General features: G+C 56.2%; 22 protein-coding genes. 15 read left to right on the top strand and 7 right to left on the bottom strand.

What is annotated here, in order from left to right; genetic code table 11:
* Positions 1–19 precede the first annotated feature (19 nt).
* Together frsA and crl are read left to right on the top strand one after the other, a co-directional pair.
* Positions 20–1270 carry an esterase FrsA gene (gene frsA, locus AC1UKS_RS17305; RefSeq protein WP_482434658.1) on the top strand — a complete coding sequence of 417 codons (1251 nt, stop codon included), beginning with the start codon at positions 20–22 and terminating at the stop codon, positions 1268–1270.
* Positions 1271–1379: 109 nt separating this feature from the next.
* Positions 1380–1781, top strand: a complete 402-nt coding sequence (gene crl, locus AC1UKS_RS17300; protein WP_013200918.1) for a sigma factor-binding protein Crl — start codon at positions 1380–1382, stop codon at positions 1779–1781.
* A gap of 119 nt (positions 1782–1900) precedes the next feature.
* Here the strand turns inward: crl and ompC are convergent, their stop codons facing one another.
* Positions 1901–3016 (bottom strand): porin OmpC, encoded by a 1116-nt coding sequence (gene ompC, locus AC1UKS_RS17295; RefSeq protein ID WP_482434657.1) that lies wholly within the window; start codon positions 3014–3016, stop codon positions 1901–1903.
* 245 nt (positions 3017–3261) lie between these two features.
* On the opposite strand from ompC, the gene proB reads away from it, so the two are divergent.
* The 3 genes from proB (at position 3262) to AC1UKS_RS17280 (ending at position 6380) form a co-directional block, all read left to right on the top strand.
* Positions 3262–4365 carry a glutamate 5-kinase gene (gene proB / locus AC1UKS_RS17290; protein ID WP_265909441.1) on the top strand — a complete coding sequence of 368 codons (1104 nt, stop codon included), beginning with the start codon at positions 3262–3264 and terminating at the stop codon, positions 4363–4365.
* A 10-nt stretch (positions 4366–4375) separates the two neighbouring features.
* Positions 4376–5629: a glutamate-5-semialdehyde dehydrogenase gene (proA, locus tag AC1UKS_RS17285; RefSeq protein WP_482434656.1), complete on the top strand. Its 1254-nt coding sequence runs from the start codon at positions 4376–4378 to the stop codon at positions 5627–5629.
* 121 nt (positions 5630–5750) lie between these two features.
* Positions 5751–6380 carry a LysE family translocator gene (locus tag AC1UKS_RS17280; protein ID WP_482434655.1) on the top strand — a complete coding sequence of 210 codons (630 nt, stop codon included), beginning with the start codon at positions 5751–5753 and terminating at the stop codon, positions 6378–6380.
* 36 nt (positions 6381–6416) lie between these two features.
* Here AC1UKS_RS17280 and AC1UKS_RS17275 read toward each other — a convergent pair whose 3' ends face one another.
* A complete protein-coding gene (locus AC1UKS_RS17275) occupies positions 6417–6917 on the bottom strand; it encodes a MarR family winged helix-turn-helix transcriptional regulator (protein ID WP_265909472.1) in 501 nt (166 codons plus the stop codon).
* A 145-nt stretch (positions 6918–7062) separates the two neighbouring features.
* On the opposite strand from AC1UKS_RS17275, the gene AC1UKS_RS17270 reads away from it, so the two are divergent.
* Positions 7063–8208: an MFS transporter gene (locus AC1UKS_RS17270; protein WP_482434654.1), complete on the top strand. Its 1146-nt coding sequence runs from the start codon at positions 7063–7065 to the stop codon at positions 8206–8208.
* 48 nt (positions 8209–8256) lie between these two features.
* On the opposite strand, the gene araC is transcribed toward AC1UKS_RS17270, so the two are convergent.
* The 4 genes from araC to AC1UKS_RS17250 all read right to left on the bottom strand — a co-directional run bounded on the left by araC (position 8257) and on the right by AC1UKS_RS17250 (position 13441).
* Complete coding sequence (gene araC / locus AC1UKS_RS17265) at positions 8257–9114, bottom strand: arabinose operon transcriptional regulator AraC (RefSeq protein WP_482434653.1); 858 nt, start codon at positions 9112–9114, stop codon at positions 8257–8259.
* 115 nt (positions 9115–9229) lie between these two features.
* Positions 9230–10630, bottom strand: coding sequence for an MFS transporter (locus AC1UKS_RS17260; RefSeq protein ID WP_482434652.1), 1401 nt, complete (start codon positions 10628–10630; stop codon positions 9230–9232).
* Positions 10627–12666, bottom strand: a complete 2040-nt coding sequence (locus AC1UKS_RS17255; RefSeq protein WP_482434651.1) for a beta-galactosidase — start codon at positions 12664–12666, stop codon at positions 10627–10629. The genes AC1UKS_RS17260 and AC1UKS_RS17255 overlap by 4 nt, the downstream gene beginning before the upstream one ends.
* 226 nt (positions 12667–12892) lie before the next feature.
* A complete protein-coding gene (locus AC1UKS_RS17250; RefSeq protein WP_265909435.1) occupies positions 12893–13441 on the bottom strand; it encodes a helix-turn-helix domain-containing protein in 549 nt (182 codons plus the stop codon).
* Between the two features lie 101 nt (positions 13442–13542).
* Here AC1UKS_RS17250 and AC1UKS_RS17245 point away from each other — a divergent pair, with 101 nt between their 5' ends.
* The 9 genes from AC1UKS_RS17245 to AC1UKS_RS17205 all read left to right on the top strand — a co-directional run bounded on the left by AC1UKS_RS17245 (position 13543) and on the right by AC1UKS_RS17205 (position 21678).
* A complete protein-coding gene (locus AC1UKS_RS17245) occupies positions 13543–14205 on the top strand; it encodes an AzlC family ABC transporter permease (RefSeq protein ID WP_482434650.1) in 663 nt (220 codons plus the stop codon).
* On the top strand, positions 14205–14528 hold the full coding sequence (locus tag AC1UKS_RS17240; protein WP_482434649.1) for an AzlD domain-containing protein: 324 nt from the start codon (positions 14205–14207) through the stop codon (positions 14526–14528). Before AC1UKS_RS17245 ends, AC1UKS_RS17240 begins: the two co-directional genes overlap by 1 nt.
* Positions 14529–14823: 295 nt before the next feature.
* The gene (locus tag AC1UKS_RS17235) at positions 14824–15735 is read left to right on the top strand and encodes a LysR family transcriptional regulator (protein ID WP_482434648.1); all 912 of its coding nucleotides are present in this window, start codon (positions 14824–14826) and stop codon (positions 15733–15735) included.
* Between the two features lie 167 nt (positions 15736–15902).
* On the top strand, positions 15903–16862 hold the full coding sequence (locus tag AC1UKS_RS17230) for a glutathione S-transferase family protein (protein WP_482434647.1): 960 nt from the start codon (positions 15903–15905) through the stop codon (positions 16860–16862).
* Positions 16863–17009: 147 nt separating this feature from the next.
* Positions 17010–17783 (top strand): alpha/beta hydrolase, encoded by a 774-nt coding sequence (locus AC1UKS_RS17225; RefSeq protein ID WP_482434646.1) that lies wholly within the window; start codon positions 17010–17012, stop codon positions 17781–17783.
* A 35-nt stretch (positions 17784–17818) separates the two neighbouring features.
* Complete coding sequence (locus AC1UKS_RS17220) at positions 17819–18493, top strand: heavy metal response regulator transcription factor (RefSeq protein WP_265909841.1); 675 nt, start codon at positions 17819–17821, stop codon at positions 18491–18493.
* Positions 18493–19905 (top strand): heavy metal sensor histidine kinase, encoded by a 1413-nt coding sequence (locus AC1UKS_RS17215; protein ID WP_482434645.1) that lies wholly within the window; start codon positions 18493–18495, stop codon positions 19903–19905. Before AC1UKS_RS17220 ends, AC1UKS_RS17215 begins: the two co-directional genes overlap by 1 nt.
* An 85-nt stretch (positions 19906–19990) precedes the next feature.
* Positions 19991–21322 (top strand): MFS transporter, encoded by a 1332-nt coding sequence (locus AC1UKS_RS17210; RefSeq protein ID WP_482434644.1) that lies wholly within the window; start codon positions 19991–19993, stop codon positions 21320–21322.
* 197 nt (positions 21323–21519) lie between these two features.
* Positions 21520–21678, top strand: coding sequence for a hypothetical protein (locus AC1UKS_RS17205; protein WP_482434643.1), 159 nt, complete (start codon positions 21520–21522; stop codon positions 21676–21678).
* Here the strand turns inward: AC1UKS_RS17205 and AC1UKS_RS17200 are convergent.
* Complete coding sequence (locus tag AC1UKS_RS17200) at positions 21653–22168, bottom strand: GNAT family N-acetyltransferase (RefSeq protein WP_482434642.1); 516 nt, start codon at positions 22166–22168, stop codon at positions 21653–21655. The genes AC1UKS_RS17205 and AC1UKS_RS17200 overlap by 26 nt on opposite strands.
* Positions 22169–22235: the final 67 nt, after the last annotated feature.

Raw genomic sequence — 22235 nt, 5'->3', positions numbered from 1 at the left:
GCTGGAGGATCGTTACGTCATGTCACCTAAAAATCTGAGCGAAGAGCTGTTCAAACCTCGCTTCAAGCATCCTGAAACGTCATCGTTAGTTCGCCGTCTCCATCACCATAAACCGCTGCCCATCCACTCAGCATTGGAAGGGGATAGTAATGCCGGCTGGTATCGAATGATTAACCGCCTGCTGTGGACGTGGCGCGGCATCTCCCCACAGGAAATCAGCGAGGTGCTGGCACGCATTGCCGTCAGCCGCGTTGAACATACCGATGACCAGCTGCTGGATACCGTGGTCGGTTATCGCGGTGGTAACTGGATTTATGAGTGGTCGAAACAGGCCGCGCTGTGGCAGAAGAAGGCCGGTGAGGCTGAAACCGATGCGGAGGCCGGCCAATGCTGGCTGCATGCCGCCAACCTGTATGGCATTGCTGGGTATCCTCATCTGAAAGGGGATGAACTGGCCGAACAGGCACAGGTCCTGGCGAACCGGGCATATGAAGAAGCCACGCCGCGCCTGTCCGGTGAACTGAAGGAGCTGGAATTTGCCATTCCCGGCGGCAGTCCGATATTTGGCTTTCTGCATATGCCGCCAGACGTCAGCGCACCTTATCCTACCGTGCTGCTGTGTGGCAGCCTGGACTCGCTGCAAACCGACCATTATCGCTTGTTCCACGACTACCTGGCCCCGCGCGGCATTGCCATGCTGACTATTGATATGCCGTCGGTGGGCTTCTCGGCTAAATGGAAGCTGACGCAGGATGCCAGCTTCCTGCATCAACATGTTCTGCGTCAGTTGGATAACATTCCCTGGATCGATCACCAGCGCGTCGGCGCGTTTGGTTACCGCTTTGGGGCGAACGTTGCCGTCAGGCTGGCCTATCTGGAAGCGCCGCGCCTGCGGGCCGTGGCCTGCCTTGGCCCGGTGGTGCATAGCCTGCTGTGTGACAAAGCAATGCAGGACAGTGTTCCGGAGATGTATATGGATGTGCTGGCCAGCCGGTTGGGGATGGCCACCGCGTCAGACTCTGCGCTGCGCATCGAGCTTAATCGCTATTCGCTGAAGATGCAGGGATTGCTGGGACGTCGTTGTCCAACGCCGATGCTTTCCGGCTACTGGCCAAACGATCCGTTCAGCCCGGAAGAGGAATCGAAGCTTATCGTTAGCTCCTCCGCTGACGGGAAGTTGATGCCGATCCCGCTCTCGCCTGCAATGCTCAATTTTGATAAAGCATTACGTGATATTGTCGACTGGTTAGCGAAACGGCTGACGCGATGAGTTGCTATAATTCAATCCTTTGCTATAACCTTTAAGCCTTAAACTGCGGTGTTGCCGGGTTTAAGCGCCGAGAGGATTAATTAACAGGCTCAACGATGGAGGTTTACTGATGACGTTACCGAGTGGGCATCCCAAAAGCCGCTTAATGAAGCGCTTTGGATCGCTGGGGCCTTATATTCGCGAAGCGAAATGTGAAGACGACCGTTTTTTCTTTGACTGCCTGGCTGTTTGCGTCAATGTGAAACCCTCACCTGAGCTGCGTGAGTTTTGGGGCTGGTGGATGGAACTGGAAGCGCAAAGTGACCACTTCACCTACGAGTACCACTTCGGTCTGTTCGATAAAGAAGGCAACTGGAAGCCGTCGACCGTGAAAGGGAAAGAGAATAACGAACGGCTTGAAGAGACCTTACGCAATTTCCACGTGCGGCTGAAAGCGCTGCTGGAAGAGATGGAGCTGGGGCTGAAACCGGCTGCAGACTTCGCTGATGCGCCGGTCAAACTGACCGCCTGACGTCTGCTGAAGTCATAAAAAAAGCATTAAAAAAGGCTGGCAATTGCCAGCCTTTGTTTTAGACACATAACGAGGGTGGAACAACCGTAGCAGTGGCGTGTTACGGGTACTGAAAGGGATTAGAACTGGTAAGTCAGGCCAACCGCAACGACGTCGTCGTTGTTCAGACCCAGCTTGTTGTCGTCGTCCAGCTGGTTGATTTTGTAGTCAACGTAGGTGTTCATGTTCTTGTTGAAGTAGTAAGTCGCACCAACGTCGATGTATTTAACCAGGTCAACATCACCCAGTCCTTCAATGTCTTTGCCTTTAGTCTGCACGTAACCCAGTGATGGGCGCAGACCGTTATCGAACTGGTACTGTGCGACCAATTCAATGTTCTGAGCTTTGTTTGCTGCACCGGCAACCGTGGTGGTCGCACCGTTAATCACTGCGGTGCCGCTGATTGGCGTCATGTTGCGGGTTTCGGTATAGATGGCGGCCAGGTAAATGCTGTTCGCATCATATTTCAGACCGGTACCCCAGGAATCGGCTTTGTCGCCCTGGCCCCAGACACGCGCTTGCTGTGCGTTGGTGCGGTCTGAAGAGGTGTAAGCACCGCTCAGGCTCACGCCGCTATCGCCCAGCGCATAGGCAGCAGACACACCGTAGCCGTCGCCATTCTGCTTGCTGACGTCAGTACGCGAGTTAGATGAACCCGAATCGTTTTTGCCCTGATACTGCAAGGCAAACTTCAGGCCATCAACCAGGCCGAAGAAGTTAGAGTTACGGTAGGTCGCCACGCCAGTGGTACGCTGGGTCATGTAGTTATCACTACGCGCCGTACCGTCACCGCCGAATTCCGGGAACATATCCGTCCACGCTTCCACGTCATACAGCACGCCGTAGTTACGGCCATAATCGATTGAGCCGTAGTCGCCGAATTTCAGACCGGCAAAGCCCAGACGGGTTTTGTTACCGGCGTTGGCATCGCTGCCTTCAGAGTTATTGGTGTTGAACTGATATTCCCACTGGCCGTAACCGCTCATCAGATCGTTGATTTGGGTCTGACCTTTGAAGCCCATACGCATGTAGGACTTATCACCGTTGCTGCCGTCGTTGTCGCTGAAATAGTGCAGGCCTTTGATTTTACCGTACAGATCCAGCTTGTTGCCGTCTTTATTATAAACTTCTGCGGCTTGTGCAGCGGTGGACAGAGCCAGTGCGGCGGTTAAGATTGCCAGTGCGCTTTTCTTCATTTTGCTATCAATCCCGAATGAGTAAGTTTTCAAGTGGCCTTAAGACTTCTCTGAAGGCAGGAACGTTTTACCTTGAGGAGATTAAAGTTTTATTACAGTTCGACTCATTTCTTGTTATTTGCGAACTTTTGAACTAGCTGATTGTCTCGCTAAATTCCGGCTTTTCTCCCGCCGCCTGTTGGCTTCCAGCACCACACCTGTTAAAAAGTCAGTTCACGCTTTTTTTTACGTAACGGCAGGAAATAATGAGCAGCAGCCAGACCCTGGTGGTGAAACTGGGGACCAGCGTATTAACCGGCGGATCGCGTCGGCTGAACCGGGCACATATCGTCGAGTTGGTGCGCCAGTGCGCGCAACAACATGCGGCAGGCCATCGGATTGTGATTGTCACCTCGGGCGCGATGGCGGCTGGACGTGAGCACCTTGGATACCCGGAACTGCCGCCGACCATCGCCTCAAAGCAGCTGCTCGCTGCGGTGGGGCAGAGCCGGTTGATTCAACTGTGGGAGCAGCTGTTCTCGATTTACGGTATCCATATCGGCCAGATGTTATTAACCCGCGCGGATCTGGAAGATCGTGAACGTTTCCTTAACGCCCGTGACACCCTGCGCGCGTTGCTGGATAACCATATCGTGCCGGTAATTAATGAAAACGACGCGGTCGCCACCGCTGAAATCAAAGTCGGCGACAACGACAATCTGTCGGCGCTGGCGGCGATCCTGGCTGGCGCAGATAAGCTGCTGCTGCTGACCGATCAGCCAGGTTTGTTCACCGCCGATCCGCGCAATAATCCCGAAGCTGAACTGATCGGCGATGTGCATCTGATCGACGATGCGCTGCGGGCATTAGCCGGTGACAGCGTGTCCGGGCTGGGCACCGGCGGCATGGCGACCAAGCTGCAGGCGGCCGACGTGGCCTGTCGCGCGGGCATCGACACCATTATTGCGGCCGGTAATCGCGCCGGCGTGATTAGTGACGTGATCGACAGCAAGCCGGTCGGCACGCGTTTCCATGCGCTGGAAACTCCGCTGGAAAACCGTAAACGCTGGATCTTCGGTGCGCCGCCAGCCGGTGAAATTACCGTTGATGACGGTGCGCTTTCCGCCATTCTGGAACGCGGCAGCTCGTTGTTGCCGAAAGGCATCCGTGAGGTCAGCGGCAACTTCTCGCGTGGCGAAGTGATCCGCATTCGCAGCCTGCAAGGGCGCGATGTGGCGCACGGCGTCTGCCGCTACAACAGCGATGCAATGCGGATGATTGCCGGGCACCATTCCCAGCAGATCAGCGACATTCTCGGTTATGAATATGGTCCGGTTGCCGTTCACCGTGACGATATGATCGTTAGTTAAGGAGCAGCAAATGCTTGAAGAAATGGGCAAAGCCGCGAAAGCCGCGTCTTACCAGCTGTCGGTGCTGTCCACCGTGCAGAAAAATCAGGTCTTGATGACCATTGCCGATCGTCTTGAAGCGCAAAGCGCGGAGATCCTCGCGGCTAACGAGTTGGATCTGGCCGATGCGCGGCAGAACGGCATGAGTGCCGCACTGATGGATCGCCTGATGCTCAATCCGGCCAGGCTGAAAGGCATTGCCGATGATGTGCGCCAGGTCTGCCGTCTGACGGATCCGGTGGGCGTGGTGATCGACGGTGGCGTGCTGGACAACGGTCTGCGCATTGAACGCCGTCGCGTGCCGCTTGGCGTGGTGGGGGTGATTTATGAAGCCCGCCCCAACGTGACGGTTGACGTCGCCAGCCTGTGCCTGAAAACCGGCAACGCGGTGATCCTGCGCGGCGGCAAGGAAACCTACCGCACCAACGGCGCAACCGTGCGGGTTATCCAGGGCGCGTTAAAAGAACACGGCCTGCCCGCGGGTGCGGTGCAGGCGATTGAAAGCCCGGATCGTGAGCTGGTCAATCAGCTGCTGAAACTGGATCGCTATGTCGACATGCTGATCCCCCGCGGTGGCGCCGGCCTGCACAAGCTGTGCCGCGAACAGTCGACCATTCCGGTGATCACCGGCGGCATTGGCGTTTGCCATATCTTTGTCGACCAGCAGAGCGAGCTGGAAGCGGCCATAAAGGTGATTATCAACGCCAAGAAACAGCGTCCAAGCGCCTGTAACTCGGTAGAAACGCTGCTGGTGCATGCGGCGATCGCCGACAGCTTCCTGCCTGAACTGAGCCGCAGCATGGCGGAAGAGGGCATCACGCTGCATGCCGATCCGCGTTCGCTGCCGCTGCTGCAACAAGGCCCGGCTGAAGTCAGTGCGGTCACCGAAGCGCAGTACCGTGACGAGTGGTTAGCGTTGGATCTGAACGTTAAGCTGGTGGACGATCTTGACCAGGCCATCGCCCATATCCGGGAATATGGCACTCAGCATTCCGACGCGATCCTGACCCGCAGCATTCACAATGCCGATCGCTTTGTGAATGAAGTCGACTCCTCGGCGGTGTACGTCAATGCCAGCACGCGCTTCACCGATGGCGGCCAGTTTGGTCTGGGCGCTGAAGTGGCGGTCAGCACGCAGAAGCTGCATGCCCGTGGCCCGATGGGCCTTGAAGCGCTGACCACCTATAAGTGGGTGGCCTTCGGCAACGATACGGTTCGTGCGTAAGCGAACGCCGGGCGTTTATGCCTGATTTTATCGGGCAAGCAGAGCCACAGGGATGTGGCTCTGGTCGTATCCTGGGAGAAGTTGTCGCTTATTGCTGCTCAACATCGTAAGGACATTCTGCATGGTTACCCTTTCGCAAATTCTCCCTTTCGCGGCCATCGCCCTTGGCCTGGTGCTGACGCCCGGTCCAAATATGATTTACCTGATTTCCCGCTCGCTCTGTCAGGGACGAAAAGCGGGATATATTTCGCTGACCGGCGTGGCGCTGGGTTTCATGTTTTATATGGTCTGTGCCGCGCTGGGGATTACCGCGCTGATTATGGCCGTGCCGCTGGCCTACGATGCGCTGCGCATCGCCGGGGCAGCGTATCTGCTGTATATGGCATGGCAGGCGGTGTTCGGCGGAAAATCGCCGTTTCAGGTTCGCGATTTGCCGCCCGACAGCTCGCGTAAACTGTTCACCATGGGGCTGCTGACCAACCTGCTTAACCCGAAAACTGCGGTGATTTATCTGACTCTGCTGCCGCAGTTTATCCGGCCTGAACAGGGGCACGTACTGGCCCAGTCTCTGATCTTAGGCATCACGCAGATCGTCACCAGTATGCTGGTCAATGGCCTGATTATTTTCGCCGCAGGCACTATCGCTAACTTCCTTGCTCAGCGCCCAACCTGGCAAAAAATCCAGCGCTGGCTGATGGGCATGGTGCTGACCGGACTGGCCCTGCGCATGGTGATGGATGGCCGAAAATAGCGTCGCGGCCGATCGATCCCTCCGATCGACGCCCCGTTAAATCCTCGACTCACTCTCTTCTTCCGCCAGCATCTGGCGCAGCAGATCCTGTAAGGCGATCTGCTGCGGCTGACTGAGCCCTTTCAGCATCCGATCCTGGGTTTGCGTATGTACCACCAGCGCCTGCTCAATCAGCGTTAATCCCTTTGGCGTTAAGCCCACCATCATGCTGCGCTTGTCGGCCGGGTCCGGGATCCGCGCAATCAGCCCACTGGCTTCCAGCCGGCTTAACCGGTTGGTCATCGCCCCGGACGTCACCAGCAGCGAAGTGAAAAGCTGGGTGGGCGTCAGGCGGAAGGGTTCTCCGGCACGGCGCAGCGTGGCCAGCACATCAAACTCACCTTCACGAAAGCCAAACGGCGCCAGTGCGCTGGCCCGGGCTTTGCCCAGCTGCTTCATAATCCTTAACATTCTGCCGAACACCGCCATCGACGACGCATCCAAATCCGGCATGGCGTCAGCCCATTGAGCGATAACGAAATCAACATGATCTGGCATCATTTCCCTTAATTCTTTGTGGTTAACATGTTCATTAGTGCTCACCAACTATCGGCAAGGCAAAATTTATCTTAACGTTAAGATAAATCAATTCACACTGCCAGCACATCTCTGCTGAGCAACGCCTTATCCGAAGGAGTCGGTTATGAAATCTGCATTCTCTGCCATTACGCTGTTTGCCCTGCTTGTGCTGTTGGTCGGCCTTAATCTGCGGCCAATGATGGCCGCTGTCGGGCCGCTTTTGCCATTGTTACAACGGCAGGAGCAGTTGACGGGCACCACTATCAGCCTGTTAACGACCCTGCCGGTGCTGATGATGGGCATCATCGCGCTGGCCAGCGGTAAGGTGTTGCGCCGAGTCGGTTACGCGCGGGGCATCGCAGCCGGCTTAGGGATTATTACATTTGCCTGCGTGTTCAGAGGGTTTTATACGTCCGGCGGGGGGTTAATGGCAACTGCGCTGGCGGGCGGAATGGGCATTGGCCTGGTGCAGGCGGCGATGCCTGCCCTGATCAAGCGGCGCAGCGCCCGGCATACCGGTACGCTGATGGCGCTGTTTTCAACCGGGATTATGGGCGGCGCAGCGTTGGCGGCGGCAACAGCAGAACCGCTCTCGGTTTCGTTGGGGCTGAATTATGCCCTCGGCCTGGCGGCGTTGCCGGCAGCGCTGGCCCTTATCATCTGGTTCGCCGCCGAAAAAAATCAGCCGCAGGCGGCGACTCAACCGGTTCAGTCAACGTATTCGGCCTCGCGCGCCTGGCTGCTGCTGGCTTTTTTTGGCATCGGGACCGGCGCTTACACGCTGGTACTGGTCTGGCTGCCGCCGTTTTATATTGAGCAAGGCTGGAGCGCACGTAACAGCGGCTTTCTGCTCGCCGCGCTGACCTTAACCGAAGTGGTTTCCGGCTTTATCGTTTCGGCGGTGATCCACCGTTTCACCGACAGACGCGCGCCTTTACTGCTGGTGTTGCTGATGATTTTGGCCGGGCTGCTCTGTCTGGTGTTCTTCGGAGGAAAGACCGCGATCCTGTCGACCTTGCTGCTGGGGTTGGGAATTGGCGCACTGTTTCCTCTCTCGCTGATCGTGACCTTTGACCACGCCAAAACGCCGGAAGAAGCAGGTAAACTCCTCTCTTTTGTTCAGGGCGGAGGCTATATCATCGCCGCAACCATGCCGCTGATCGCTGGCATGGTGCTGGACAGCACGGCGTCACTGAATACGGCATGGATGTTGATGAGCGGCGGAATTGTGTTGCTGATGATCCTTTCCCGCCGTTTTCGGCCAGCGTGACAGGCCGCGCAGTCGCAAGTCATGTTCGGCAGTTTCCCGGCAAAGACCTTATTTCTTGCGAAATTCCCGTGGGCTGATTCCCATATGATTTCGAAACAGGCGGGAGAAATAAAGCGGATCGGTGTAGCCGACCGTTAACGCGATATGGGTAATAGCAAAACTGGTTTTGCTTAGCAACAGGCAGGCGCGGGCAATACGCTGTTTCTCACGCCAGGCAAAGACCGTTTGGCCGGTCTCTTCTTTAAATAAGTGGGCAAGGCGTGACGGGGAAAGGCAGGCACGGCGGGACAGCTGTTCGATGGTGGTTTCTTCAGCCATATGTTCGTTCAGATACTGGCAAAGTGCTTCAATGCGGGGATCGCATTTGTGGCGGTGCAAATTGGGCTGCGCGCGGAAGCACTCCAGAATCACCCGTTCAACGGCATTCATTGCCAGCGCTTCGGATAACGGTTCCTGACTGACGCTCAGCTGGATCACTTCCATAAATCGCGCCTGCATCTGACTGGCGTCTTCTGCGGCGGTAAAGGTCAGGCGGCCGATGCCATCGCGAACATTGTCCCACTGCAGCCAGTCAATCCAGTAGGTTCGCGGAATAAAATAGATCCACAAATGGTCCCAGCATTCGCTATGTTCGCTGCGGCCATAATGATGCGGTACGCCAGCCGGGAAATGCAGCACTTCGCCCGGCTGGCAGACAAAGCTGCCCTGGGACGTATGAATTTTCCCTTCACCTTTCAGGGTGATATTTAACACGTGGCCCTTCATGCCGGCAGCCCGGTTAATATAAAAGTCGAGCTTACTTCCGCGGGATATTGGGGTGAATCCTGCCACCATCCATGCGGTGAAGGTAAATCGCCTGTAGAGAGGTGAAAAATTCAGCATCCCGGTATCTTCACTATGCGCCATGGCTGCGCTTCCTGCCGACAGAATAAAGAGTTGAGCAGCATAGCCTGGGGAATTAACCCTGCAGCGATGCGGCTCACAACTTCTCAAATTTCGGAGTACCTGCGCTCAACGCAGCCTAATTTTGCAGTGGGGTTACGGGCAGCTCTGCTTCAACCGGCTGTGCAAACTTTCCTTCTGCCAGGTCAGCGGCAACCTGAGGATAAATAGCATCCAGCTTGTAGAAATAGAGCAGGACGATATTGGCCACCGCGAGGATCACCGGGAAGAATATAAACAGGAACTGGATCATCTGAATGGCGCTGGCGGGTTGCATGCCGCCTCCGCTGGTGAATCCGGCCAGGCTTAACAACCATCCGACGCTTGCCGTTCCCAACCCCATGCCAACCGTTTGTCCCAGCGTGCCCGCACTGAATAAAATCCCTTCAATACGTAAGCCGGAGACCCATTCGCCGTAATCGATGGTGTCGGCAAGGAAGGCGAACATGGTGGCACCAATGCCGCAGAAGCCAATGCTTCTGACCACCGTCGCCGCAATCACAAAGAAGGCATCCTGACGATCGAACAGCGGCAGAAGATAGCCAATACAGCAGACCAGTAATCCGCTCAGCGCCAGCTTACGTTTGCCCAGTCGTTTAATTAAAAAGGGAATAACCGTCAGCGTCAGTAATCCCGGTAAATATTGCGCCACGCTGACCCACGACATCATCGACAGGTCTTTCAGAATGTATTTGGTGTAATAAACACTGACGGTGCTGAGCGCGGTCAGGCTGGTAAAGGTGATCATTAAATACATAAAGATCATCAGCCAGTATTTATTCGCCCGTATTGCCGGCAGCACTTTCTTAAGCTCAATGTTTTCGCGGTTATCTTGCCGTACCGGCTTAATACGTTCACGGGTGCCCAGTGCGGTGATGGTAAGAAACAGCGCGGTGAAAAAACCATAAATGGCGAAGATGGTCATCCACGCACCGCTGCTGTTCCCGAACCACGCCACCAACGGCAACGTAATGACGCCGACCGTCAGCGATCCGCAGGTCGACAGGCCTTTGCGGAAGACGCTTAACACGCCGCGCTCTACGGTATCGCGGGTAATCAACGCCAGCAACGAGCCATAAGCGATGTTATTGGCGGTAAACAGAATGTTAGCCAGCAAATAGGTTACGCACACCCAGGTGACTTTAACCGCATAGCTGCTGTCCGGCACGCAGGCCAGCAGAAAGGTGGAAAGCCCGAACGGGATGGCGGTCCAGAGAACCCACGGCCGGGCTTTTCCCAGCCGGGTTTGCGTCATATCGATACGCACACCCACCCAGATGCACAGCAGGCCATCAAGCACCCTGGCAAGGAACATTAACGAGCCCACCAGTAATGCTGACACGCCCACCACGTCGGTATAGTAATAGGCGAGAAAGGTCACCATCGTGGTGTAGGTGAGGTTAGTGCCGTAATCGCCAAGGCCAAAAGAAAGACGCTCTTTCAGCCCAATCGGCTGGGTTGCCACGCCATCACTCTTCATACCGCTTCTCCGCCAGATAAAATGACAAAATCCCAACCGGCTATTTCCAGCGTTTCGCCCGGTTCAACCTGCCGGTTATCGATCAGCGAAGTGGCTTGCCCCAACGGGTTTCGCAGCTGCTGCGGCGTCTGAGAGTAATTAAAGATAAAGCACAGGTCCTTTTGCGTTTTACTTTGCGCCCGTCGGATTATCAGCGGGAAACTCACTTCCGACCTTAATGAACACAACGCCGGCGTGCTGAACAGGGTTGAGAAAACCTGCTCCATTCCGGCGGATGACAGGTTGCAGCCAATATAAGTCGCCGTCCCTTTGCCAAACTGATTGCGGGTGATGGCGGCATATTTTCCCCACTGCGGATGCTGATAGCGGGCCAAAATTTCGGTCTGTGACGATACCGGTTCCAGCAGCTCCATCCAGTCAGTCACCTGGCCCGTTTCCTCCGTCAGCGCAAAGGTCTCAGTGGACAGCTGCACCTCATCAGGCTCAACGAACAGCTGATAGGTCACGCCGCAGGCCTCGCTGATAATGCCCGGCTGGATAGCCGTGCGCACCTTTAGATCCTGATTGGCAAAGCCGGATTTAAAGGAGTAAATGATATGGCCGCCTTGCCCGACGAAGGCATTGAGTCGCTGCAACAGCGCATCGGATGCTGCGTACAGCAAGGGGACAATCAGCACGTCATAGCGGTCGATACGCGGATTGTCGGCATCAAGAATATCCATCTCGATATTTTGGCGGTACAGGGCATCGTACCAACTGCGGAAGAGATCGTTATACTGGTGGTTTTTATCGCCGCCGAACTGATGTCCGCGCCACGGATGCCAGTCAATGGCGGTCAGTCCACGGTTACTGACCAGCATCGCCACGCGATTACTTTTGCTTAAGCCACTCAGTTCGGGCGTTAAGCGCTGTAGCGTTTTGCCAATGACGCAGGCCTCGTTATAGACCGGGTTAGGCAGCAGATCGTGGCTGAGCAGGCCTTTCCAGTAGGTTTCCCACGAATTATGAATTGAATGCCAGTGCCAGTAGCCCACCAGGCTGGCACCGTTGGCGATATGGCTAAACGCCTGAAGACGCAGCTGGCCAGGGTAAGGCGTCCAGTCCTTAAAGGCCTGAGCCTGGGTTTCCAGCACAAAGTAATTTTTATCCTTGGTAGTGCGGGCAATATCCCCGGTGAAAGCGATTTCGGCGCCGGTCAGCCGCGACTGGCTGGGATGATAAACGTCCACGCCGGTGATATCGACGACCTCAGATGCAGCGAAGTGATCGACCTCGCTTCGCAAACCGAACGACCAGTTTCGCCAGTCAAAATCGAAGTTATGAGTGACGAATTGATCGGCCGATTTATATTCGCCGACCAGATCAACCTGCCAGCGCAGAAAATCGATCACCAGCTGGCGTTGAAAGGCCTGAAACTCAGCGCCGAGGCTGGCATTAATGGTGCCCTGAACCGACGGGAAATCTTCCCAGGCATCCACGCGATTACTCCAGTAATCCAGACCAAATGCCTGATTTAACGCCTGCAGATCGTCGTTGAATTTTTTCCGCAGATATTTAACAAAGGCGATCTGCACGGCCGGGCCGCTGGTTTCATAATATTTGGTTTCGTTGTCGACCTGGAAACCAATCACGGCGGGATGGGACGCGGTGGCCGTTAACAGCTTGCGGATAATCCGCTCGGAATAATAGCGATAGACTGGACTGGTAATATCCATCTTCTGCCGGGGACCATATTTATTCAGCCCCTGCGGCGTCACGGCCATCACCTCAGGATATTTCTTTGCCAGCCAGGCAGGAATAGCGTAGGTCGGCGTACCGATAATCACGCTAATATCGTTGGCCTGCATCTGGTCAAGCACGGTGATCACCGAAGTGAAATCAAATTCCCCTTCCTGCGGTTCAAAGGTGCTCCAGGTACTTTCGGCAATGCGGACATAGTTGATACCGGCGGCTTTCATCATGGCGATATCTTTTTCCAGCCGCTCCTCTGGCATATATTCGCGGTAATACGCCGTACCAAACCAGATCTTATCCATTTCAGCCTCAATGCAATCTCTGTAAGTGTGCTGCTAACTTAGCGGAGAATAATCAGCCGAAGCGGTAGCTGACTGTCGTCAACATAAAGAAATCTGCTGCCGTCAGCGCAGTCCGATCTGGATCACAAAACTCGCCGGACCGCTTTGCGCTTTCGCCGGGTTGTGTGGGTAATAAGAAGCCTGCGCGCTGCCCTGCGGGTGAGCAGGGCAGTTACTGGAAGGGGGGTTAACTTTGTTCAGCCACCAGGATCGCCAGCGTATCGGGTTCCAGCGCGACAAAAATATGTTCCTGATCGCCGGGGTAACAGATGTAATCCCCGACGCCTAACTCTTCTGGCGCTGCCTTCAGCCCCAACAGCGCGCGGCCCTGGGTGACAATAATGTGCTCGACCGATCCCGACGGATGGGGGTGAGACTGACGCTCCGATCCCGGTTGCGCCATCAGCAGGTAGATATCCCGGCGGGCGCCAGGCGGGCAGGTTGCCAGCAAAATCGCCTGATAATCGGCCTTTTCAGCCACCACCTTGCTGCCTTCACCCCGGCGAATCACCTGAGTGCTGGCGCTGACCGGCTCAAGTAATTTGGCGAACGGGATGTTCAACGCGCCGCACAAGGCCCACAGCGTTTCAATGCTCGGGTTGCCGTTAGCGGATTCCAGTTGCGATAACGTGGATTTGGCGATCCCCGCCCGACGGGCGACCTCGGCCAGCGATAAACCTGCACGCGTGCGTTCCCGTACCAGGCTTGCGGCAATAACGCTGATCGGCTGGGTCATGGTGGTCCTCTTTGTTCATTTAATCGAACGAATCGTTCGCTTGATCTCGCTGTATGTTGCGTTCATTATAATGGCGATTTCGTTCGATATGGTAAAACTTTATGCTTATGCACGCATTTTCCAGCCTGAACTCGCAGACCAAAAAAGCCATTTATCTGGTGTGCCTCGCCGTCGGCGTAGTGGGCGCTTCCTACGGTTCGCTGGCCACGGCCTATGGCTTCCCGTTATGGGTACCGCTGTTCTCCACCCTGTTTGTGCTGGCGGGGGCATCGGAATTTATGTTTGTTGCCATCATCGCCAGCGGCGGCAATCCGCTGGCGGCGGCGGTGGCGGGATTACTGGTTAACGCCCGACACTTTCCCTTCGGCATCGCGGTGCGGGATCTGGCCGGCACCCATCTTAAGGGATTGCTGGGATGCCACATTATGAATGACGAAAGCGTGGTGTTTGGTCTGTCGCAATCCACCGCGAAACAGCGTAAAGACGCGTACTGGCTCTGTGGGCTGGGCGTGGCGATCGTCTGGCCGGTTGGCGCGATGGCCGGAAGCGTGGTGGGTAAACTGCTGCCGGATATCAATGCGATCGGCCTGGATGCGGTCTTCCCGGCGATCCTGCTGGCGCTGGTGATCCCGTCACTGAAATCGAAAACCACGCTGATCAGGGCGTCGTCCGGGGCGCTGCTGTCATTGGCGGTGACGCCGTTTGTCGCCGTGGGGATGCCGGTGCTGATCTCGATGCTGGGCTTACTGACGAGGAAAAAATAATGCCGTCGAATGAATTAATTATTGCCGGGATCGCCTTGCTGTCTGTCGGCACTTACCTGATGCGTTTTGCCGGGGTGAAGCTGGGCAACCGTATGGCGCTGTCCGAGCGCACGCGGGCATTACTGTCCGATGCCGCCACCACGCTGTTGCTGGCCGTGGCGTTAGGGAATACGTTTTATGAAGGGCTGCATTTTGCCGGAACTGCGCGCGTGGCGGGCGTGGCGGTGGCGATGATCCTCGCCTGGCGAAAAGTGCCGTTAATCGGCGTGATTTTGGCGGCGGCCGTGGTTACCTCGCTGCTGCGTTACTTCGGCGTACCCTGATCCGTGGCTACCAGAACCATGACGACATGGTAAAGCAGTAAGCTATTGTTACGGATAATAAAATAAGTTCGACAGGTTTAAAGTAGGTCATGATGTTGGCAGGTGTTTAGGTTAAGTACTCAATACATCGGTAATAACGGCATAAACTTTAGGCCAAATTCGGGATTACTTTTGCTAGCAAAAAGAGGGAATTCAACCCCTGCCGCCTTGCTGTGCATTGATGCGCAGGTAAATGTTGGGAATATTCAGCGGAGCCGCTATTTTAGGGGCTGATTCTGGCGTCAGGAGACGAGAGATGGAAAGACTGGATTGCGACCGGATGTTTACCGCGGTAATGGAAACCGGCAGCTTTACCGCCGCTGCTCAACGTCTGGGCACCAGCCACGGCCAGGCGTCTAAACTCATTTCCCGCCTTGAGCACCATCTCGGTGTGCAGCTGTTTCGCCGCAGCACCCGGGCGCTGGCCGCCACCGACGTGGGCCGCGCCTATTATGAAAAAATCCGGGTGCTGCTGGCGGATTACGATGCGCTGAATGACTCGGTGCGCAACTCATCGGCTGCCCCGGCCGGAAAAGTGCGTATCTCTGCGCCCGTGACCTTCGGCACCACCCAGCTCACCCCACATCTGATCGACTTCGCGCGGCGCTATCCTGGTATCGAACTGGACGTCAGCTTTGCCGACCGGGCGGTGAACGTGGTGGATGAAGGCTTCGATCTGGCGTTGCGCATCGGCAAGCTGGCGGACAGCAGCCTGATGGCGCGAAAGCTGTGCGATATCCGCATTATCACCGTTGCCTCGCCGGGCTATCTGGCGGAGCGTGGCACGCCCGAGCACTGGGAAGCGCTGGCAAGCCATGACTGCATTATTGATACCAACTTCCGCGATCCCTGGCGCTGGCCGTTTCAGGACGAGAAGCTGGCGCTGCAGGGGCAGCCGGTTAACGGACGCCTGAAGTTCTCCAATGCCGAGGTGTGCTTAAAAGCCGCCATTGCCGGATTGGGCATCGCCCGCTTGCCTTCTTTTGTCGCCGGTGAAGCCCTGAAGAATAAAGAGGTAGTGCCGGTGCTCGCCGCCAGCGAGATTGTGCCGCTCGGCCTGTTTGCCCTCTATCCACCGGCCAAATACCTGGCCCATAAATCCCGCACCTTTATCGATTATCTGGTCCAAGCCTTTGCCGGCGAGCCCGTCTGGGAACAGGGCTGGTGATTGTTTCCATAATGGAATAAAACATCCTCAGAACCGCTGGATAATCATCATTCCGGAAATAAGATAGAGTCCTCTCATCAACGACTGAGAGGACACCACCATGACTGATACCCGTAGCGCACCCTATGCCCTGAAGCCAACCCCGCTGAAAGGATAAGGGAGGAACTATGCTGGTTAATGGAAAATGGACGGCCGAATGGCACCCGGTGCAGGCCACCGATGAGAAGGGCGGTTTCGTCCGTCAGACCTCAAGCTTTCGCCACTGGGTCACCCCAGACGGTTCCGCCGGACCGACCGGTGAAGCGGGCTTCAAAGCCGAAGTAGATCGCTATCACCTGTATGTGGCGCTGATTTGTCCGTGGGCATCCCGCACCTTGATCGCCCGTAAGCTGAAAGGGCTGGAGAAGGTGGTCAGCCTGTCGGTGGTCGAACCGTGGTTGCTGGATGAAGGCTGGCACTTTGGTGACTATCCTGGCGCAAATAAGGATGAACTGAATCAGGCCGAGTGGGTGCATCAGCTTTACACCCAGGCCGATGCCACTTTTACCGGTCGGGCAACGGTGCCGGTGCTGTGGGATAGGAAAACCCGCACTATCGTCAATAACGAGTCAGCCGATATTGTGCGCATGTTTAACAGCGGCTTTGGCGAGCTGGCAAGTCACAGTTTCGACCTCTATCCCGCGGACTGGCAGAGTGAGATTGAGGCATTAAACGCGGAAATCTATCCACGCTTGAATAACGGCGTATATCGCGCCGGTTTTGCCACCACGCAGATCAGTTATCAGGAAGCCAGCGATGACGTCTTCGCCATGCTGGAGAAGCTGGAACAGCGGTTGAGCGATGGCCGGGCATTTTTGACCGGCGACAGGCTTACCGAAGCGGATATCCGCCTGTTTGTTACGCTGATCCGTTTTGACGCGGCCTATCATGGCCTGTTCAAATGCAATCAGCGCAAGCTCAATGAATATGCCGCATTGGATGCTTACACCAAACGAATGCTGGATATTCCCGGCGTGCGGGAAACGGTGAATATCGATCATATTAAACAGGGCTATTACTCGATTAAGGCATTAAACCCCAATGGCATTGTTCCTGCCGGGCCGGATTTAACGGCTTACGGGCTGTAAGCGACTTTCATAACAGAAAGCCGTTACCTGATTTGAGGTAACGGCTTTTTTAATGTCATTCTTTTGTCATAACTCGCTCATGCCGTCGTCAGTTGCCGGGCCGTAAACTCCTCAGCGTAAACCCAACATTCTCCTGAGGAACGCAACATGAACGCATCACTGAAAAAAAAACTGAAATTGGCGGCGATCACCGGCGCTTTTCTGCTGGCAGGCGCAAGCAGCGCGGCGATGGCGCAACCGGTTCACAATATCGTGCTGGTCCACGGCGCATTTGTTGGCGGCTCGGGCTGGCGTCCGGTGTACGACATCCTTAAGCACGATGGCTACAAGGTGACGCTGGTGCAGGAGCCGCTGACTTCCTTCCCGGAAGACGTGGCCGCCACTAAACGCATTCTCGAACAGCAAACGGGTCCGGCAATCCTGGTGGGGCACAGCTATGGCGGCGCGATCATTACTGAGGCAGGCAATGATCCGCATGTGGCGGGTCTGGTCTATATCGCTGCCCATGCGCTGGATAACGGCGAAACCGAAGCCATTAACGGCAAGAAATTCCCCAATGCCGCCCATCCGTTTATGAAAACGCCGGACGGCTTCCTGATGATTGCGCCGCAAAACTTCCACAGTGACTTTGCCGCCGACCTTTCAGCGAAGCAGGCGGATTTTGAAGCCCAGGCGCAAATGCCGACCTCAGCCTCGGTGTTTACCGCAAATATTGCCGATCCGGCATGGAAAACCAAACCAAGTTGGTACATGGTGGCAAAAGCCGACAAAATCATTAATCCTGATTTAGAACGCATGTACGCCAAACGCGCCCACAGCACCACGGTGGAAGTGGCCGGGGCCAGCCATTCGGTGTACGAGTCGCACCCGAAAGAGGTTGCCGCACTGATCGAGCAGGCTGCACAACACGCGCTTAAGTAATCCTGTCCGCTGCGCCCGCTATTCTGGAGAAGACGATGAAAATTCTGGTGATTGATGATGAGCCCAAAGCCCGGGAATACATGCGCAGCGGCCTCACCGAATCTGGCTATGTGGTTGATGTGGCGGTAAACGGTCGCGAAGGGCTGTTTATGGCGCAGGAATACCATTACGACCTGATCCTGCTGGACGTGATGATGCCGGAGCTGGATGGCTGGGAAGTGATGAAAACGCTGGATGCGCAGAATATCCCGGTTATTTTCCTTACCGCGAAAAGCACCGTCGAAGACCGGATCAAAGGGCTGGAACTGGGTGCCGACGACTATCTGGTCAAGCCTTTCTCGTTTGCCGAGCTGCTGGCGCGGATCCGCACGGCACTGCGGCGCGGCGCGAACGTCAAGCGTGATGAGCTGCTGCAGGTTGGTGATTTGCAGCTGGACAGGGCGAAACGCCGCGTCGAACGGGCCGGGTTGCGCATCGACCTGACCAACAAAGAGTTCAATCTGCTGCAGCTGTTTATGCTGAATCCCGGCCAGGTGATGAGCCGCACGCTGATTGCCTCGCGGGTGTGGGATATGAATTTCGACAGTGATACCAACGTGGTCGACGTGGCCGTTCGCCGGCTGCGGCAGAAGGTGGACGAGCCCTTTGCCACGCCGCTGATCCACACCGTGCACGGCGTCGGTTATCGCTGTGAAGGTGATGGATCCTGATGAAACTGCTCTCGCTGACCACGCGCCTGTCGCTGCTGATTTCAGGCATGGTGCTACTGGTGATGATCCTCGTCGGTATGGCGCTGTATCACTCGCTGGCCCGGCAAATCAGCGTGCGTGATGATGGCGCCTTGCTGTCGCGCATGGAGCAGATCCGCACGCTGCTACTTAACGAAGACGCGCTGCAGCTGATCCGCGACAAGCCAAAACTGTTTGCCAATATGCTGGGCAATACCGAGTCGCTGCTGGTGCTGCGTTTTCCCGGTCAGCCGCCGTTAATCGAAGTCAACCCTGGCCATGCGGCGATCCCGGATCTGACGCCGGTCGCGCTGGGCCAGACGCTTCGCCTGGCAAGCGTGCATCACCAGCTAACCCATGACGGCACGCCGTTTATCTCGGCGGCGGCGCTGGCGCAAACCCGTGACGGCCCCGGCCAGCTGGAAATTATTACCGGCAGGCTGATGACCGAACGCACCGCCACGCTCAGCGACTATCGCCAGCAAATTGGCGTGCTGATTGTGCTGGCGACGCTGATTGCGGCGCTGATGGTCTGGTTCCTGACGCGCCGCAGCCTGCGGCCCTTGCACCGGCTGGCGCAGGAGACCGCCGCTGTCGACGTTCGCCATCTGTCGCGGCGCATCACCCTGACCAACGTGCCACACGAACTGCTATCGCTGGTGGCGGCATTCAACCAGATGCTGGATCGGCTGGAAACCAGCTTTCAGCAACTGAGCCAGGTGTCGGCCGATATGGCGCACGATCTGCGCACCCCAATCGCCAATCTGCTCGGCCAGACGGAAGTCGCGCTGACGCAGAAACGCAGCAATGACTACTACCTTGGGGTGATGGGATCAAACTTTGAGGAACTGCAGCGACTGGCAAGAATGATCGACAACATGCTGTTTCTGGCACGGGCAGAGGATGCCAGCCAGGCGATCAACCGTGTTGAGCAGCCGTTATCTGAGGTGTTGCAACCGCTGGTCGACTATTTTGAAGGCCCGGCGGAAGAGCGTGAAATCCAGCTGGTGTTTCCGCAACAGGGGACGGTTTACGCGGATGCCGAGTTACTGCGCCGCGCGGTGGCGAATCTGGTGGCGAATGCCATCCGCTATGCCGATGTCGGCAGTACCATCGCCATTACCCAGCAGAACGAGCCGGGCGGCGTGACGATTGCGGTCGCAAACCAGGGCACAACCATTTCAGCGGCACAACAGGCGCGGCTGTTCGATCGTTTTTATCGTGCTGACACGTCACGTCATGACTCGTCGACCGGCAGCGGCCTGGGGCTGTCAATTGTGCGCGGCATTATGCAACTGCATCAGGGACGTTACGCGGTGCAGAGTCAGTCCGGACACAGCCGTTTTTCACTGTATTTCCCTTCTGGCGATGGGAATCCTCCGCAAGATCGCTAGCTAACTTGCCTGTCGGGCGGAATAGCGACTACTGTTGACGGCTCAGGTTGGGTTTTTCCCGGAACGATTACGACAGGGAGCCGTCATGAAAAAAGTCCTCGGCACTTTTTTACCGCTTTACACCACCACGTTACTGATGCTGTTGGGCTCCGGCCTGTTAACCACCTATGTCTCGCTGCGACTGGCCCATGAAGCGGTTAGCGGCAGCATGATCGGTGCCATCACCGCCGCTAACTACTTTGGTCTGGTGCTGGGTGGCAAAGTCGGCCACAACCTGATTGCCCGCGTCGGCCATATCCGGGCCTACGTTTCCTGCGCGGGGATCATTACCGCCTCGGTGCTGGGGCACGGGCTGACAGATTATCTGCCGATGTGGATCTTCCTGCGGCTGGTGATCGGTCTGTGCATGATGTGCCAGTACATGGTGCTGGAGAGCTGGCTGAATGATGGGGCAGAAACCGGGCAGCGCGGGCTGATTTTTGGCTTCTATATGGTCGCCACCTACCTTGGCCTCTCCGCCGGGCAGATCATCCTGATGACGCAGATTGGCTCCGGGCCTTCAAGCCTGCTGATTGTCGCGTTGTGCTTTGCGCTCTGCCTGGTGCCGATGGCCCTGACCACCCGCACCAATCCGCACCCAATGACGCCTGCGCCGATGGAACTGGGCTACTTTTTCCGCGCCATTCCCCGCATTCTGCTGGTGACGCTGGCGACCGGCATGGCGATCGGTGCGTTCTACGCGATGGCCCCGGTGTACACTAGCCAGCTGGGCTTCAGTACCCAACAAACCGGCCTGTTTATGGCCATCACCATTTTTGCCGGGCTGGTTTCTCAGTTCCCGCTAAGCTGGCTGTCTGACCGCATCGACCGCAGCCGCCTGCTGCTGTTTACCGCACTGTTCTATATCCTCGCTGCGCTACCGTTGACCATGCCTTTCCACTTCAGTTTTTTCGCCATCGTGGTGGTGGCGTTTATCACCAGCATGATGCAGTTCTCGCTCTATCCGCTGATTGTGGCGATGGCCAACGATATCGTCGCACCTGAACGCCGGGTCTCGCTGACCGCCTGTCTGCTGATGGCCTACGGCGTCGGTGCCTGTATCGGGCCGTTGGTCACCGGCGCGATTATGCAGCCGCTAGGGTGCAATATGCTTTACGTCTTCTTCTGCCTTTGTGGCTGTGTGATTGCGGTGATCAGCTGGCTGGCCAGCAGACAGCGTCAAATTATTACCGACGCGCCGATCCCGCACGTGGTATTGCCTGCCAGCCTGACCAGCTCACCGCTGGCGGCGGCACTTAACCCGACAATCGCCGAAGAAGACATCCAGACCGCGATGTTTGACACCGAAGAAACCGATGTCGAAGAAAATGGCGAAGAGGAGAGTGAGTTAGAAATCAGTGAAAGCGAAATCAGATAAGGTTTAAAAATGTGATTAATTCGTTAAGGATAATCCGAAAGTTGATCACCTCTGCTGATTGTTTATACTGGCCACCAGTCTAAAACTGATTGCCACGTATAAGGGATCCTAATGTCGACCAGAGGAAAGGTTTGGTTGGTGATTATCATCGGGTGTATTGCCTTCTGGGCACTCCTCCTGCTGTGGGGAATGCCGGCATGACTGCAGGGAAGGACGATGACAACCGGGAAGTTGAAGAAGAGGGGCCGTTAGCCGGCTGGGCGTTAACCCGCAAGCAAAAATCCTTTCTGCAGTCGCTCCTCCCGGACGATGTGCCGGAGGAGCCAGAGGCTACCCAGCATCCTGACGAACCGTAAAAAATAAGCTGGGCTGAAAGCCCTCCACGTCGAGGATCATCCCGGTGCAGCGCATCCCGGCTTTGATCAGCACCTTTTGCGATGCCAGGTGATTTTCCCTGACGGTGGCGGAAATCTCGGTCATGCCGAGCTGCCGAAAGCCAAAATCAACAGCCCACCGGGCAAACTCCGTGGCCAGCCCTTTTCCCCACGCCAGCGTACTAAAGCGATACCCCAGATTAATGAAATCCTGCTGATTCACCTGGCGCACCGTCAGGCCGCCAAAGCCAATCACCTCGTCACTGCCTGTCAGCGTCAGCGCCCAATAGCCAAAGCCAAATTGCTGCCAGTGTGCAAGCCACTTATCCAACACCTCATCGGCAACCTGTTGGCTGGAAAACGGGCCGGCGGGATTGAACAGGTTGGTCGCCGGATCGCCATAGATAGCAAATAAGGCCTGGGCATCTGCGGAGGTGACCGGGCGAAGCGTCAGTCGTTGGCTGCTGTGCATAATCGTTCGGAAGTAAGGGATTGATTGCAAGACGTTATCACGCAGGATCCGCCGCTGAAAAATGAAT

The organism is Erwinia sp. AK-PDG3-5, assembly GCF_056821705.1.
Note: the sequence above shows the minus strand (reverse complement) of the source record. Positions and strands in the feature narration are given on the sequence as shown.

Bases quoted from the DNA above. Each gene is read 5' to 3' on its own strand.
- AC1UKS_RS17270 (WP_482434654.1), top strand. From the start codon at position 7,063: ATGAAATCTGCATTCTCTGCCATTACGCTGTTTGCCCTGCTTGTGCTG.
- AC1UKS_RS17280 (WP_482434655.1), top strand. From the start codon at position 5,751: ATGGTTACCCTTTCGCAAATTCTCCCTTTCGCGGCCATCGCCCTTGGC.
- AC1UKS_RS17230 (WP_482434647.1), top strand. From the start codon at position 15,903: ATGCTGGTTAATGGAAAATGGACGGCCGAATGGCACCCGGTGCAGGCC.
- AC1UKS_RS17260 (WP_482434652.1), bottom strand. From the start codon at position 10,630: ATGAAGAGTGATGGCGTGGCAACCCAGCCGATTGGGCTGAAAGAGCGT.
- ompC (WP_482434657.1), bottom strand. From the start codon at position 3,016: ATGAAGAAAAGCGCACTGGCAATCTTAACCGCCGCACTGGCTCTGTCC.
- proA (WP_482434656.1), top strand. From the start codon at position 4,376: ATGCTTGAAGAAATGGGCAAAGCCGCGAAAGCCGCGTCTTACCAGCTG.
- crl (WP_013200918.1), top strand. From the start codon at position 1,380: ATGACGTTACCGAGTGGGCATCCCAAAAGCCGCTTAATGAAGCGCTTT.
- araC (WP_482434653.1), bottom strand. From the start codon at position 9,114: ATGGCGCATAGTGAAGATACCGGGATGCTGAATTTTTCACCTCTCTAC.
- AC1UKS_RS17250 (WP_265909435.1), bottom strand. From the start codon at position 13,441: ATGACCCAGCCGATCAGCGTTATTGCCGCAAGCCTGGTACGGGAACGC.
- AC1UKS_RS17205 (WP_482434643.1), top strand. From the start codon at position 21,520: ATGACTGCAGGGAAGGACGATGACAACCGGGAAGTTGAAGAAGAGGGG.
- AC1UKS_RS17215 (WP_482434645.1), top strand. From the start codon at position 18,493: ATGAAACTGCTCTCGCTGACCACGCGCCTGTCGCTGCTGATTTCAGGC.
- AC1UKS_RS17220 (WP_265909841.1), top strand. From the start codon at position 17,819: ATGAAAATTCTGGTGATTGATGATGAGCCCAAAGCCCGGGAATACATG.
- AC1UKS_RS17255 (WP_482434651.1), bottom strand. From the start codon at position 12,666: ATGGATAAGATCTGGTTTGGTACGGCGTATTACCGCGAATATATGCCA.
- AC1UKS_RS17235 (WP_482434648.1), top strand. From the start codon at position 14,824: ATGGAAAGACTGGATTGCGACCGGATGTTTACCGCGGTAATGGAAACC.
- AC1UKS_RS17275 (WP_265909472.1), bottom strand. From the start codon at position 6,917: ATGCCAGATCATGTTGATTTCGTTATCGCTCAATGGGCTGACGCCATG.
- AC1UKS_RS17245 (WP_482434650.1), top strand. From the start codon at position 13,543: ATGCTTATGCACGCATTTTCCAGCCTGAACTCGCAGACCAAAAAAGCC.
- frsA (WP_482434658.1), top strand. From the start codon at position 20: ATGTCACCTAAAAATCTGAGCGAAGAGCTGTTCAAACCTCGCTTCAAG.
- AC1UKS_RS17225 (WP_482434646.1), top strand. From the start codon at position 17,010: ATGAACGCATCACTGAAAAAAAAACTGAAATTGGCGGCGATCACCGGC.
- AC1UKS_RS17200 (WP_482434642.1), bottom strand. From the start codon at position 22,168: ATGCACAGCAGCCAACGACTGACGCTTCGCCCGGTCACCTCCGCAGAT.
- AC1UKS_RS17210 (WP_482434644.1), top strand. From the start codon at position 19,991: ATGAAAAAAGTCCTCGGCACTTTTTTACCGCTTTACACCACCACGTTA.
- proB (WP_265909441.1), top strand. From the start codon at position 3,262: ATGAGCAGCAGCCAGACCCTGGTGGTGAAACTGGGGACCAGCGTATTA.
- AC1UKS_RS17240 (WP_482434649.1), top strand. From the start codon at position 14,205: ATGCCGTCGAATGAATTAATTATTGCCGGGATCGCCTTGCTGTCTGTC.